At 30.8% G+C, this 15385-nt stretch carries 16 protein-coding genes; all 16 read right to left on the minus strand.

Annotation, left to right across the window (positions count from 1 at the left end):
• The gene (locus ACH2BP_RS10625; protein ID WP_395059695.1) at positions 1–1137 is read right to left on the minus strand and encodes a glycosyltransferase; all 1137 of its coding nucleotides are present in this window, start codon (positions 1135–1137) and stop codon (positions 1–3) included.
• 25 nt (positions 1138–1162) lie between these two features.
• Positions 1163–2227 carry an EpsG family protein gene (locus ACH2BP_RS10630; protein ID WP_395059697.1) on the minus strand — a complete coding sequence of 355 codons (1065 nt, stop codon included), beginning with the start codon at positions 2225–2227 and terminating at the stop codon, positions 1163–1165.
• 27 nt (positions 2228–2254) lie between these two features.
• Positions 2255–3103, minus strand: coding sequence for a glycosyltransferase family 2 protein (locus ACH2BP_RS10635; protein ID WP_395059699.1), 849 nt, complete (start codon positions 3101–3103; stop codon positions 2255–2257).
• Positions 3104–3190: 87 nt separating this feature from the next.
• Positions 3191–4276, minus strand: a complete 1086-nt coding sequence (locus ACH2BP_RS10640; protein ID WP_395059701.1) for a glycosyltransferase — start codon at positions 4274–4276, stop codon at positions 3191–3193.
• 17 nt (positions 4277–4293) lie between these two features.
• Complete coding sequence (locus ACH2BP_RS10645; protein WP_395059703.1) at positions 4294–5553, minus strand: O-antigen translocase; 1260 nt, start codon at positions 5551–5553, stop codon at positions 4294–4296.
• A 5-nt stretch (positions 5554–5558) separates the two neighbouring features.
• Entirely contained in the window at positions 5559–6656 is a 1098-nt protein-coding gene (locus tag ACH2BP_RS10650) for a DegT/DnrJ/EryC1/StrS family aminotransferase (RefSeq protein ID WP_395059705.1), read from the minus strand.
• Positions 6653–7585, minus strand: coding sequence for a hypothetical protein (locus ACH2BP_RS10655; RefSeq protein WP_395059707.1), 933 nt, complete (start codon positions 7583–7585; stop codon positions 6653–6655). The genes ACH2BP_RS10650 and ACH2BP_RS10655 overlap by 4 nt, the downstream gene beginning before the upstream one ends.
• Positions 7582–8268: an SDR family NAD(P)-dependent oxidoreductase gene (locus tag ACH2BP_RS10660; protein ID WP_395059709.1), complete on the minus strand. Its 687-nt coding sequence runs from the start codon at positions 8266–8268 to the stop codon at positions 7582–7584. The genes ACH2BP_RS10655 and ACH2BP_RS10660 overlap by 4 nt, the downstream gene beginning before the upstream one ends.
• A 10-nt stretch (positions 8269–8278) precedes the next feature.
• A complete protein-coding gene (locus tag ACH2BP_RS10665; protein WP_395059711.1) occupies positions 8279–8695 on the minus strand; it encodes a sugar 3,4-ketoisomerase in 417 nt (138 codons plus the stop codon).
• 1 nt (position 8696) lies between these two features.
• Positions 8697–9089, minus strand: a complete 393-nt coding sequence (locus ACH2BP_RS10670) for a sugar 3,4-ketoisomerase (protein ID WP_395059713.1) — start codon at positions 9087–9089, stop codon at positions 8697–8699.
• Between the two features lie 25 nt (positions 9090–9114).
• Positions 9115–9987, minus strand: a complete 873-nt coding sequence (gene rfbA, locus ACH2BP_RS10675; protein ID WP_395059715.1) for a glucose-1-phosphate thymidylyltransferase RfbA — start codon at positions 9985–9987, stop codon at positions 9115–9117.
• 96 nt (positions 9988–10083) lie between these two features.
• Positions 10084–11130 carry a dTDP-glucose 4,6-dehydratase gene (gene rfbB, locus ACH2BP_RS10680; RefSeq protein WP_395059717.1) on the minus strand — a complete coding sequence of 349 codons (1047 nt, stop codon included), beginning with the start codon at positions 11128–11130 and terminating at the stop codon, positions 10084–10086.
• Positions 11131–11134: 4 nt separating this feature from the next.
• Positions 11135–12511 carry a UDP-glucose 6-dehydrogenase gene (locus ACH2BP_RS10685; RefSeq protein WP_395059719.1) on the minus strand — a complete coding sequence of 459 codons (1377 nt, stop codon included), beginning with the start codon at positions 12509–12511 and terminating at the stop codon, positions 11135–11137.
• A 31-nt stretch (positions 12512–12542) separates the two neighbouring features.
• The gene (locus ACH2BP_RS10690; protein ID WP_395059721.1) at positions 12543–13814 is read right to left on the minus strand and encodes a nucleotide sugar dehydrogenase; all 1272 of its coding nucleotides are present in this window, start codon (positions 13812–13814) and stop codon (positions 12543–12545) included.
• 10 nt (positions 13815–13824) lie between these two features.
• On the minus strand, positions 13825–14805 hold the full coding sequence (locus ACH2BP_RS10695; protein ID WP_395059723.1) for an SDR family oxidoreductase: 981 nt from the start codon (positions 14803–14805) through the stop codon (positions 13825–13827).
• A gap of 3 nt (positions 14806–14808) precedes the next feature.
• The coding region (locus ACH2BP_RS10700) for a tyrosine-protein kinase family protein (RefSeq protein WP_395059725.1) at positions 14809–15385 on the minus strand (577 nt) is incomplete at its 5' end.

Below are 15385 nucleotides of genomic sequence, written 5' to 3' on the forward strand. Positions count from 1 at the left end.
TTAAGAAAGTGTGTTTTTATAAAAGGCTACCCATTCTTGTGAAATTATTTCTGCCGAAAAATATTTTTTTACATAACACGAGCCATTTTCTCCATAATTTTTTCGCATGTCTGCATTGTCTGATAAAATTTTCATTTGAGTATAGATAGAATCTCTGTCTGCCACCTTGTGTCGCAAACCTGTTTCATTCTCAACAATGGTTTCAATTAATCCGTAGGTATCACTACAAATTATTGGTAGTTTCATTAACGAAGCTTCAATAACACTTGTTCCAAATCCTTCACGATAACTTGGCAAACAAAATACATCTGCTGCTTGAAGATAGTCTTGTGGTTTGGCCGTAGGGCCTGTAAAAATAATAGCTTCATCATCATTTATAATTTCTTTTATTTGAGATTCTAAATTTTCTTCATCAAAACCAACTAAAAGTAATTTAACATTGTTATTTTCTTTTCTTAATTTTTTAAAAGCATGAGCTAAATCAAGTAGTCCTTTATCTACATTAAACCTCCCCAAGAACATAAAAGCTATCTCATCTTTATGCAAATTCTGGATATTTCTCATTTGAGTTCTAGAATCATCATCAGGAATAAATCTGGATGTATCTACTCCGCTAATAGAACCTTTTCCTAATACATAAGAGTTATTTTCTTCAACAATTTTGTTATCAATTAAATACTTTCTTTGTGATTGACCATCTACTAAGATAATTGTTGCACATTTTACAATTATTTTATCTAGGATCATTAAGATCTTTTTAAACAATCCCGTTTTAGTATGCCAAACCTGCCCTGTAAATATGTGTATTCTATTTTTAACCCCAACCAATTTCCCTGCTAATATACCTAACAGAGCTGCTTTTGGAGTAACTGTATGTATGGCATCAAAATTCATTTTTTTTAAATAATTCATTAGGTCAAAAAGAGCTTTTACATCTTGAATTATATTTATAGATCTATGAATATTTATTGATTTAATATTTGTTAGTGGTAAATCTTTATAGGCAGCTAAATCTTCGTTTTCAAAATTAGCAACAAGGGAAATTTCATAATCTTTAGAGAGCATTTCAAAATGCTTTAAAAGGAATGCTTTCGCTGTTAATGGCGATGATACAATAAAACAAATTTTCTTTTTCATAATGCAAATTTATGATTTATACTCCTTAAACTGTTCTAATTGTATTATAGAAAAAAACAAATATAAAAAAACACAATACAACTGAAACTATTGCCCCATACTTATAGCGTTGCTTATCTAATAATGGCTCTAGTAAGAATGGTATAAAAATCCAAGATAAAGCACCTACTCTATCAGAAAAAGCGACATAAAAACTCATAAAAAAGAAAGAACTACTGAGCAAATAACTATTTAAAAATCTTAAATATTTTTTTTGCTCGATTAAATCCGAAAAATTATTATGTATTTTATAACCGAGTATTGCAAAAAACAAATTAAACAACACGAAAGACAATTTAAAACCAATGGTATAATCTAACCAATCTGGCATATCAAAATAGCTATCAAAACGGTCTTTGAAAAACATATTAAGTACAGGAATTACATCAGTTATTGAATTAATACCAAACCCTAAATAAGATAATACAATAGTTCCGAAAAAAATTGCAAAAACAAATCTTATTGATGTTATTTTTTTAGTAACAAGCCAAAACAGGAAGGGAGTAACAATAGAGGCGTGAAATGAAACCGCCAATAATATGGCAATACTTGCTTTTATATTTTTTTTATTTAAAAACAAAACTATAGACAGCAACAATAATACTGATGCTAGGCCGTGACGAACAACATTGATACCAAATGACTCGAAGAAAAACATACTGGTAAAAGTAAAAAACAAAAGATACATTTTAGTTTTTTCAAAATAATAAAATGCTAGTCCTAAAATTGAAGTGTATAAAAACGCTATAATGATAAAGTAGCCCCTTTCGTTTGTAAAAAAAGACACTGCTTTTGCTAAAACTGCAAAACCAACATCTTTTGCGTCTTGAATAGTATTATACTTGAAAGCGTCAAGATACATAGTTGTATCTGAACCTATTGAATATTCTCTAAAACCAAAAACCAATGTGTAACTAAATACAAAAAACAATACCAATATTATATTAGAATTTACGCCTTTATTGTTTTTGAGACTATAATCTATTGCAAAAAACAATGCTATAAAAGCAGAAAAAAGGTAAGTAATTAAATAATAATTTTGATAATCCATTTGCTTCAATTTGAAGAATTGTAATCTTTATTTAGTAATGCATTGGTCATGAAGAATTGTATTGTATTTTTCATACTCTTTAGTTTCCATGACTTTAAAACGATGTTTTATGGCAATGTTTTCTAAATTTAGAATTTCTAGAATTTTATAAAACATAAATTTTAAATAGTTTATGTAAATAAAGTTTAATGAGTAAGAAAATGGTAATTTATAGTCTTTCATAAACAATCGCTTACTAGGAAGTGATGCTAAAAATTTTTTACTATTATTTTGACTTATTTCTCTATAAAACAACAACGGTTCTTTAATATTATAAAAAATAGTTTCTTTAGATGACCTATTCCACAATTCAAAATCTTCTATCCAATGGTATTGTTTTGAATAATGGTATTTTTTAAACCAACTTGTTTTTGCAAAAACAGTGGGATGAATAGGGACTTTTCTGTCTAAAATATCTTGTGGCGTATTTATCGAGGCTGAGTTTCTATATCCTAGTATTTTGTTTTTATCGTCGATGCTTACTGCGTCAGAGTGTACAACATTTACATTAGATTGTTTTTCTAGTATTTCTAACTGTTTTTGTATCCTTTGGGGAAACATAACGTCATCTGCATCCATTCTTGCAAAATATTCTCCTTTGGCTATATCTATTAATTGGTTTAATCTAAAAATTAGTCCTTTATTTTCACCATCGGAAATTATTTTTATTCTTGGGTCATTAAATTTTTTAACTATTTCTAATGAGTTGTCTTTTGAGCCATCGTCTAAAAGTATTATTTCTAAGTTTTTATAACTCTGATTTAAAATCGATTGCACACAATTTTCTATATATGCTTCGGTGTTATAAAATGGGATTCCGACTGTAACTAGTTTCATGTATTTTTTTCTAATAAATAACCAAATATTAATTTAAATTTTTAACAAAGTAAATGAATATACTAATAATTAACAATCTCATATTGTTTATATTTTTTGGTAAAGTTCTTTAAATTCCTTTGCTATTTTTATGTGTGAATGTATTTTTTCTACATACTCTTGTGATTTTTGTGAAAGTATTTTAAATTCATTTTTACGAGCAATGAGTTTTTCTATAACTTCGACAATATGTGATACATTGGGTGTGATATTGAATACGGGCGATTTAATTTCGGGGTTTAGGTTTAGGATGTCTTCATTTCCTCCTACCACAATTTTTCCCATAACTAATGAAAACAATCCGTTCATTCCTGCTTCTAGCGAATTTACCTGATCAATTACAATATCTGCCTCGCCTAACAATTTTATATATTCATTAAACGGAACACTTACTGGCCTTATATATTCTACTGTTTCTGAATGCTTTTTTAAAATTTCATTCATTGCTTGATCAACATAATGTGTCCCTTTAAAACCTTCTCTTCCTTTTTGAACACCGTGCAAAATTTTAATTTTACTGTCGTTTTTTTCTATATTTATTTTATGAATTATAATTTTTTCAATGTTTATTGGAAATTTAATAATGCTTTTTAATTTTTCATTTCCAATATATCCTACTACATAGTCTGATGCGCCTGGAACAATAGCGTCGCAAATTTTTACCACATAGTTATTTAATATTTGTAATCTTTTGGACTCCCAAACATCTTTACTTGTTTTTTTATCTATTTTAAGAATATCTTTGTGTGGTGAATAATTAAATTTATTTTCCCTGTATGATTTCCAATAATAATAATCATCCCCTACTGCAAGAAGTACTATTTTTTTTGCTTTCTTTCTTAAGCAAAACATAAGAAAAAGTGAAGGACCAAACCTTGAAAAAACCAAAGGATTTATTATTTGAATTATATCGTATTTTGGCAAAAACAAAACGGTAACTATTTCTTTAAAAACGCGAGTTATTGTGTACATAATTTTGTTTGTAGTATAGCCTTTAATATCTATATTTCTGCCAAAACCCTTAAACCCGTCGCCATCGCTCATCAAATCTACAGTCAAGTATTTATACTGAGACAAGCCTTCGTAAAGGTTAAAATGCAAACCACTATACTCTCCAACTAACAATACTTTCATAAAACTATATATAAAACTTATGTGATTTCATTATTTTTAAATAATAATTTTCTAAATAGAACAATCATAAATATAAAATACAAAAAGTAATTTATTGCATAGGCCATTACAATTCCTTGCAATTGAAAAATACTTGTTAAATAAAACCCTAAAGTAATATATATTAGGGTAAATAAAATTTCTGTTATAATATACATTTTTGTCATTGCTTTGGCTAGCATAATGTAGGCTAGAATCCAGGAAGCCATTTTAAAAAAGTCCCCTATTAATTGCCAAAAAAAATAGTTCTCCATTGTTTTAAATTCAGGTGTAAACAATATACTAATTATAAATGCTCTAAAAAAGTATATGAATGAACACCCCATAAATACAAATGGAATTATTAATTTATATCCTTTTAATATTTCTTTTCTTAATTCTACATTTGTTTTTAATGATGATAATTTAGGTAAAAAATAGGTGGCTAAAGATGTTGTAATTAGCATTAGGTAGGCATCTGATATACGAACTACTCCTTGCCAGCAACCTGTAAGGTCGATTCCGAAATTTGCAATAAGGTGGTTTCTTATAACTATTTGGGATAATGGTACTGTCATTGCTGATACGACTGCCATTAAGCTGTAATGGCTGAGTTTTTTTGCCGTTTCTATGTCAAATTTTTGATTAAAATAGGAAAAACCAATCCATTTTTCTTTTAACAAGATGGCTAATGTTACAAAAAAAACAATTGCTTGCGACAAAACTAATGCGTATAAAGCACCTTGAATTTGATAAAAATAAACTAATAAAACCGTCATTATCAGTGCTACAATACTTCCAATAGCATTTACGATTGTATATGTTTTAATTTGCCCTAATCCGTTTAAAATTGAAACTAACAAAACATTAATTGCATAAAAAACGATAGCCAGTCCTAGTGCTCTAATTGGTCCAGGGTATAGGTTTTTTGTAAAAATTAGCCTAGACCAAAAAGGGGCAAATAGCAACAATAAAATGCCTATAAATATTGAGCAGTAAACTGTTATTTTTAAAGCTGTGCTAAATAGTTTTTTTTGCTGTACTTCTTCATCAATTTCAGCGGCATATTTTATGACTCCCGTATTGATAGCGCCATTTGCAAAGACCAATGAAATAGATAAAAAATTGGTAAATGCTCCAACAACGGCTATCCCTGCGGTTCCTGCAAAAATCGCAACTGCTTTGTTGGCTATAAAGCCTGACGCAATTTTAATAATTGTTATTATGGCAGAAAAAAAAGATGTTTTTATTAGCCTCAAAATAGTTAAAATTGATTTATAATCTCCACCACTTTTTGCACTTCATAATCATCCATTACTGGGCTAATTGGCAAACTTATAACTTGATTGTGTATTTTTTCTGTTATTGGTAATGATAACGAATTAAAATCGGGGTAGCATTTTTGTTTATGTGGCGGAATAGGATAATGTATTAAGGTTTGAATTTCATTTTCTAATAAATATGCTTGCAATTTGTCGCGGTTTTCTGTTAAAATTACAAAAAGATGCCACACATGTTCGTTTGATTTTCCTGTTGTTGGAAGAGTTATTTTTTTGTTTTTTATGTTGTTTAAATAATATGCTGCAATTTCTTGTCTTCGTCTTGTTTCTATATCAACATAAGGAAGTTTTACGTTTAATATTGCGGCCTGAATTTCATCCATTCGACTATTTAACCCTTGATAATCGTTAACATATTTTTTTGATGAGCCATAGTTTGCCAAAGTTCTAATAACTTGTGACAGTTGAGGGTTTTTTGTTGTAACTGCACCCGAATCGCCTAAAGCGCCTAAGTTTTTTCCTGGGTAAAAACTAAAGCCAGCAGCATCTCCTAAATTACCAGTTCTTATTCCGTTCCATCTTGCTCCAATTGCTTGAGCGTTATCTTCTATTATTTTTAAATTATATTTTTCAGCTAATTTTTCTAGCTGCTCACTCCAACAAACCCTTCCATATAAATGAACTACCATAATAGCTTTGGTTTTTGAAGTTATTTTGCTCTCTATTTGATTTAAGTCTAAATTATAGTTTTCCAAGTCTGGTTCGACCAATACCGGTGTTAGATTATTGTCTGTAATTGCAAGTATTGATGCTATATAGGTGTTTGCTGGCACAATAACCTCGTCTTTTTCTTGCATAACTCCTGTCTCTAGATAAGCTTTAAAAATTAAGCGCAAAGCATCTAATCCATTTGCTACTGCAATTGCATTTCCTCCTTCTTGAAACTGAACTAATCCTTTTTCAAATTGATTTATTTGCTCTCCTAACAAATACCAACCGCTGTCTATTACATCAGACGTTGCTTGCTTTATTTGTTTTGCATATTGCTCATTTATTTTTTGTAAGTCTAAAAATTTAATCATAACGTATAGGTTAATATATGTACACATTTACCGTACTTACACCCTAGTTTTTCATAGGTGTGAATTACTGCTCTGTTTGTTGTTGCTGGATGCATAAAAGCATAATTTACTCCAATCGATTTTAAATGAAACGCCATTTCACTAATTAATTTTAGATACCATCCTTTGCATGTCTCTGAAGATACGGCTGATAGCACCATTTTGGAAATTTTTTCATCTATATATTCCCAATCTTTTTTTTGATAATTTGCGGTTAAAAAAGCATCTGATGGAATGCCTTTTTCGGCTGGGACCATTACATAATCAGAATAGCCTTTTATTGATTCTTCAATATAAGTGGCTAAAAATTCATCGGCTTTTTTAACATCAAAAATTGTTTCCGCGTGAAATCGATCATAATCATTTCTCATTTCTCTGGCTACTCTTTTTAGATTTATTATGTCACTATTATTTGCAGATCGTACTGCAAATCTTTCATAATTATATTTATTTAGATCTAAATAGTAGGTTAGTCTGTTTTCTACAAGTTTAAATCCTGCTTCGTTTAAAGCTTGTATTGTAAAAATATCTTCACTTGGAATTTCAGAAAAACAATAAGTTCCTTTCTTATTAAAAAATTCCTTTACAAAATTGTTTACTGCTTTTTTTAGTATTGCATAATTTCTATGTTCATACAAAACATACAATAACTTATAGGTCGATAAGTTAAAATAATTTGTGTCCCACTCTAGAAATTTAACAAAAAAAATGTGATTAAAACCGTCTTGTTCTATTTCGATTTTTTTTATGTTTTCGTCCTCTGAGAAATGTTCTATTTCGTTTAAAATAGTGTGGCTGAATATTTTTGCTTTATTAGCATTTGGTAAAAAACTATATTGAGAATAATGATATAGTATTTCTTCTCTTGCTTTAATTAATTTTAAAATCATATAATTCCACCGTTTATATTAATTTGTGCACCGTTTATATATTCTGTATTCCGCAAATATTCAATTGTATTAAATATGTCTGAAGGTTTACAAAGTTTGTTTGAAGGAATTCGTTTTGTTATTTCTTCTAAAAATTTATCGGGCACTTCGCTAATCATTCCTAATTCTGAATAGCCTAAATTTACTGTGTTTATAGTTATTCCTTTTGTTGCATTTTCTACGGCAATAGATTTAGACATTCCAAAAAGTGCCGATTTTGAGGCTGCATATGCGCTAATTCCTGGCGAAGGCATTTCTGCAACTACCGAACCAAAATTAATGATTCTTCCAAAAGACTGTTCTCTCATTATAGGAAGTAAAGAACTTATCATATTAAAAGTGCCTATTAAGTTTACTTGTATCACTTCAGCCCATTTTTGTATATCCGCCTTGTGTGCAAATGAGTTATAATTTATTCCAGCACAATTTATTAATGTAATGTTTTTTAATTCCGGTTTTACGCTTTCAATTAAATCTAAAACATCTGCATGTTTTGTTGTGTTTAATTGGTAACTCTTAATATTTTTATTTATTATATCTATTTTAGTTGAATTATATATTGCAATAATAGTTTCATTTTTTTTTGCATATTCTTCGCACAAATATTTACCAATTCCTTTAGATGCTCCGGTTATTATAATCATAATATTTTATTTATTTTATATTTTTTAAGTAATCTTCATAACTTCTTATATAATCATCTTCTGCATATTCATGTGAAGCTAATACTAAACATATACTTCCTGCAGAAAAATTAATTTCTGAAGCCCAAATACCTGGTGGAATATGTAAACCTATATCGGGTCTATTTAGTAAAACTTGTCGCTTAGTCTTACCGTCGTCTAAAAGAACTTCGTAGCTACCACTGGTAGCAATTAAAAACTGATGACATTCTTTATGGGCATGAGCTCCTCTTGATTCTCCTCCTGGAATATCATAAAGGTAAAAAATTCTTTTAATAGGAAATGGAAAATCAATAGCACTATTTATAGATGTTATATGCCCGTTTCTATCACCTATTTTACTCAAATGAATGATATTACATTCGAAAACACTTGCTATTTTAATCATATTAAAATTCTTTTAATATTTCGAAATCTCTTATATAATCCTCCTCTGAAAAAACCTCACTAGAAACATGTAATGCTAACGCATTTGTACAAAAGTTTTCTATATGCCTCCATGTTTTTGGTGGTAAATATAAACCATAGTAGCTTCTGTTTAAAGAAAATTTTGTTGTTGTCCCGTCTGGATTTGTAACAACAACATCAAAACTTCCACTAAGAGCAATTACAATTTCATGTTGTTTTAAATATGCGTGTCCCCCTCTAATTCCTCCTCCTGGTACATCATATGTCCAGAAAACTCTTTGAATATTAAAAGGAATTTGACTAGGATACTGAAGAAAAGTTAAATTTCCTCTTTCGTCTTGAATTTTTGGCAAATCTATTATAAAAGTTTCCATACTATTTGATTTAAACAAAATCGTTTTATTTAGAAATTTTTCTTAAATAATCTGCATAACTGCTTTTACCTAAACTAGTAGCGGTATTTACAAATTGTTCCTTATTTATAAAGCCTTTTCTGTATGCGACTTCTTCTATACACGCAATTTTTAGTCCTGTTCGTTTTTCTACTGCTTTTACAAATTCAGTTGCTTCAGTAAGTGATTCGTGTGTTCCTGTGTCAAGCCATGCAAATCCACGACCCATCAGTTGCAAATTTAGTTTTTTATCTTCCAGATATTCTTGGTTTACGGTTGTAATTTCAAGCTCTCCACGATGTGATGGTCTTACATTTTTTGCAATATTTACTACCGAATTTGGGTAAAAATACAAACCTATTACCGCAAAATTAGATTTTGGGTTTTCGGGTTTTTCTTCAATGCTTAATACTTTCCCGTCTTCAGAAAACTCTGCTACTCCGTAACGCTCTGGATCATCTACATAATATCCGAAAACGGTTGCTTCTTTTTTATTGGTTACAATTTCTACGGCATTATTTAGTAAGGTTTGCAAGCCAGACCCATAAAAAATGTTATCTCCAAGTACTAAACATACATCATCGTCGCCTATAAATCCTTCGCCAAGTATAAATGCTTGTGCTAATCCGTCAGGAGATGGTTGTTCTATATACGAAAGTTTCAATCCTATTTGGCTTCCGTCGCCAAACAATCGTCGGAAATTGGGTAAATCTTGTGGTGTTGATATGATTAAAATTTCTTTTATTCCTGCTAACATTAATACCGATAACGGGTAATAAATCATCGGTTTGTCATAAATTGGTAACAATTGTTTTGACACTACTTGTGTTAGTGGATGCAATCTTGTTCCTGAACCACCTGCTAGTATTATTCCTTTCATAATTTAGATTTTTAGACTTCTTAGATTTTTAGACTTCTTAGATTTTTAGACACCATTCTACTAAATGGTCTAAAAATCTAAGAAGTCTAAGATAGTCTAGTTATATTGTTTCTTATAGTAGTTGGCGTACTCTCCCGAAGTCACATTGTTTAACCAATCGGTATTACTTAAATACCAATCGATGGTTTGTTCTAATCCTTCTTCAAAAGTTACGATTGGCTTCCAACCCAATTCGGTATTGATTTTGGAAGCATCAATTGCATAACGCAAATCGTGACCCGGACGGTCTTTTACGTAAGTGATTAATTTTGATGATTCGCCTTCTGAACGACCTAATTTTTCGTCCATTACTTTGCAAAGTAATTTAACCAAATCAATATTTTTCCATTCATTAAAACCGCCAATATTATAAGTTTCATGATTTTTTCCTTCATGAAAAACCAAATCGATAGCAAGAGCGTGATCTTTTACAAACAACCAATCGCGTGTATAATTTCCATCACCATAAACTGGTAGCGGTTTATTATTGATAATATTATTGATGAATAACGGAATTAATTTTTCTGGAAAATGAAAAGGACCGTAATTGTTCGAACAGTTAGTCAACACAAAAGGCAAACCGTAAGTTTCGCCATAAGCTCTTACAAAATGATCCGAACTTGCTTTTGAAGCAGAATATGGAGAATTTGGATCATACGAAGTGGTTTCAGCAAACAAACCTTCGGCTCCAAGTGAACCATAAACCTCATCAGTAGAAATATGGTAAAAGCGTTTGCCTTCCATATTTCCTTTCCAAAGGTTTTTAGCAGCATTTAGCAAATTCATTGTTCCAATAACATTTGTTTTTACAAAAGATAATGGATCTTCTATCGATCTATCTACATGAGATTCGGCCGCCAAATGCAAAACACCTACAAAATTATATTTTGCAAACAAATCGTTTATAAAACTTTCATCGACAATATCTCCTTTTACGAAAGTATAATTGGAGTAGTTTTCGATATCTTTTATATTCTCTAAATTTCCTGCATATGTCAAAGCATCTAAATTATAAATATGATAATTTGGATAATTTTGCACAAATCTTCTAACAACGTGTGAGCCAATAAATCCTGCCCCTCCTGTAATTAATATATTTTTCATTTTTTTATAAATTTGAACTTCCTACTGCAATATAAGTAAATCCTATTTCTGTCATCTGTTTTTTGTCTAGAAGATTTCTCCCATCGAAAACAAAGGCTGGTTTTAGCATATTATCATATATTTTTTGCCAATCGTAAGTATTAAATTCGTCCCATTCAGTCAGAACTGCAATGGCGTGAGATTGATGACATGCTTCGTATGGATCTTGATTTACTTGTACTAATTTAAGTTGATTTTCATCTAAATTAATTAAATCCTCATTTATCTGTTTTTCAGAAACTTTAGGATCATAAACAGTAATTTTTGCCTGTTCTGCAATTAGATTCTGAGCAATATTTATAGCCGCAGATTCCCTGGTATCATTAGTATCTTTCTTGAAGGCCCAACCCAAAAGCGTTATCTTTTTCCCCGAAATGGTATTGTATAATGTTTGTACAATATTTCTAGAAAAACGATTTTTCTGATGGTCATTCATAATAACCACTTGTTCCCAATAATCGGCAACTTCATGCAAACCATACGATTTTGCAATATAAACGAGATTTAGAATGTCTTTTTGAAAACAAGAACCCCCAAAACCAACGGAGGCTTTTAGAAATTTTGAACCTATTCTGGCATCCATTCCGATAGCTTTGGATACTTCCGAAACATCAGCACCTGTTTTTTCACAGAGTTCTGATATTGCATTTATTGATGATACTCTTTGTGCTAAAAAAGCATTAGCTGTTAGTTTAGACAATTCTGAAGACCAAACATTAGTGGTTAATATTTTTTCTACGGGAACCCAATTTGAATAAATATCTACCAAGGATTTAATCGCTTCTGAATCTTCACCACCTATAAGCACACGATCGGGATTGTGTAAATCTGTTACCGCAGTTCCTTCTGCTAAAAATTCTGGATTTGAAAGTATTTGAAACTGAACTCCATTCCCTGTATGATCTAATATGTTTTTGATGGCTTCTGCAGTTCGAACTGGCAAAGTCGATTTTTCGACAACAATTTTATCTTGTTTAGAAACACGAGCAATTTGACGCGCACACAATTCAATATACTTTAAATCGGCAGCCATTCCTTTTCCTGCTCCGTAATTTTTAGTGGGTGTATTTACTGAAATAAAAATCATTTGAGCTTCATCAATCGCTTTTTCGACTTCGGTCGAAAAAAACAAGTTTCGACCACGAGCTTCGCCAACTACTTTATCTAATCCTGGTTCGTAAACTGGTAAATTTTCTAGGTTAATATCATTCCAAGCGGCAATTCTCGACTCATTTAGATCGACAACAGTAACTTTTATATTTGGGCATTTTTGCGCAATCACAGCCATAGTAGGACCTCCCACATAACCTGCTCCGATACAACAAATAGAATTTATTTTCATTTAATAAGATTATTATAAAAAGTTTATAAAATTAAAGTTTTCCGTCGACATGATTGCCTAAAATCCCTTTAACATCATATAATATTGAATTTTCTTTTTGTAAAGATTTAAAATCTAAAGACAAAAACTCATTGTGCGCAACTCCTAAAACGATGGTGTCAAATTTAATTGTTGGCAAATCTCTTGTTGTTTGCAAATTATATTCATGTGAAACTTCCGCAGGATTTACCCAAGGATCATATATTGTAACGTTTATTCCGTATTCTTTTAATGACGAAATTACATCTACAATTTTTGTATTTCTGACATCAGGGCAATTCTCTTTGAATGCTATTCCTAACATTAACAACTCAGCATTATTGATAGTAATTTGTTTTTTGCTCATCAGTTTCACTACTTGAGAAGCCACATATTCGCCCATACTATCATTGAGTCGTCTTCCTGCCAAAATAATTTCTGGGTGATAACCCATTTCTTGTGCTTTTTGTGCCAAATAATAAGGGTCGACACCAATGCAATGTCCTCCTACTAATCCTGGTTTGAATGGCAAAAAATTCCACTTGGTTCCTGCAGCTTCTAAAACATCTTGGGTATCTATTCCTAGAACATTAAATATTTTAGCCAATTCATTTACAAAAGCAATATTGATATCACGTTGTGAATTTTCAATTACTTTTGCTGCTTCGGCAACTCTAATGGTTGGGGCTAAATGTGTTCCTGCTGTAATGACCGATTTATATAATTCGTTTACTTTAATCCCAATTTCTGGTGTAGACCCTGAAGTTACTTTTAGTATTTTTTCGACTGTATGTTCTTTATCACCCGGATTGATGCGCTCTGGCGAATAACCCGCAAAGAAATCGACGTTAAATTTCAATCCACTTACTTTCTCTAAAACAGGCACACATTCTTCTTCGGTAACACCCGGATAAACTGTTGATTCATAAATAACAATATCTCCTTTTTTCAAAACCTTTCCTACTGCTTCGCTCGATTTGTAAAGTGGTGTTAAATCTGGTTTATTATTTTTATCTACTGGAGTTGGAACAGTAACTACATAATAATTACAATCTTTTATATCATCAATATTTGTGGAACAAAACAACCCATTTTCATTTGTGTTTTCTGCTTTTAAAACGGATTGTAATAAGTCTTTACTAATTTCTAAAGTGGCATCTAAACCAGAATTAAGTTCGGAAACTCTTTTAGCATTAATATCAAAACCTACCACGTCGTATTTTGTAGCGAATAATCTTGCTAATGGTAAACCTACATATCCTAATCCTATAACTGCTATTTTCATTGTAATTTAACTATTTTAAATTCTCCCAGTACCATTTTACGGATTCCTTAAGCCCTTCTTTCAAAGAGAATTTTGGATTGTAACCCAATAGATTCTTTGCTTTATCTATACTTGCCAATGAATGCGGAATGTCTCCTGAGCGGTTTGGCCCATAAATTATTTTTACATCAGCAATTTTAGAATCAAATTGAGACAATTCTGTTTGCAAATTTTTTATTAAATCGTTTAATGTTGTTCTATCTCCGAAAGCGGTATTAAAAACTGTATTTACAGCCTCAGGATTTTGAGTAAACATGGCCAATTCATTCATTTGAATAACATTGTCTATGTAGGTAAAATCGCGAGAGTAATTCCCATCTCCGTTTATCACTGGGCTTTCATAATTTATGAATTGCTGAACAAATTTTGGAATTACTGCTGCGTAAGCACCTTTTGGGTCTTGTTTTCTTCCAAAAACATTAAAATATCTTAATCCAATAGTTTCTATTCCGTATGTTTTACTAAAAATATCGGCGTATAATTCGTTTATATATTTTGTAATAGCATATGGCGAAAGTGGCTTACCTATAAAGTCTTCCATTTTTGGTAAAGATTCAGAATCTCCATAAGTTGATGAACTAGCGGCGTATATGAATCTTTTTACATTTGCTTCTTTGGCTGCTGATAAAATATTAAGAAATCCAGAAACATTAACATCATTAGTTGTTATGGGATCAATTATAGATCTTGGCACTGAACCTAATGCAGCTTGATGCAATACATAATCGATACCCAATGATGCTTTCTGACAATCGGAATAATTGCGAATATCACCTTCCATTAATGTGAAATTTTTATTGCTCAATAAATGCTCTACATTATAACGATTTCCTGTTGCAAAATTATCTAAGCAGACGACGTTTTGTCCTTTATCTAAAAAATATTCACACAAATTAGATCCTATAAACCCAGCTCCTCCGGTTATGAGTATTTTAAGTTTTGATAATTGCATTGATTATTTCTTAAATATTTTTTTTACAAAATTAATAATCGGGCTAGTCGGTTTTTCTACTTCATGATAACCATCTGCATAAGTTCCGTAACCGTAACCATAACCGTAACCATAGTCATAGCCATATTTTGCTTTATTCTCGAAGCCATTAAAAACAATACTTATATTGCTTACCTCACCTCGTTTGTGTTTATTATTAACCAAAGTTAACATGTCTTTTTTGGTTACATTTTGTCTAACTATATATAGTGTAGCATCACAATATGGAGTTAATTCTAGTGCATCAGAAACCAAACCTATTGGCGGTGTATCTAAAATTATATAATCATATTTTTTCTTCAGTTCATCTAACATTTCTTTCATGGTTTCTCCCATAATTAGCTCAGACGGGTTTGGAGGAACAGGCCCTGATGGAATAAAATCTAAAAAAGGGATTGGCGTTTTTTGAGTAACCTCTTCTAGTGTTTTTTGGCCAATTAGGTAATTTACAGCTCCAATTGTATTTTCTAGATGAAAATCTTGAAAAATTTTAGGTTTTCTTAAATCGAGTCCAACAATTACAGTTTTCTTTTCACTTAAT

This window comes from Flavobacterium sp. (assembly GCF_043756175.1).
GTDB lineage: Bacteria > Bacteroidota > Bacteroidia > Flavobacteriales > Flavobacteriaceae > Flavobacterium.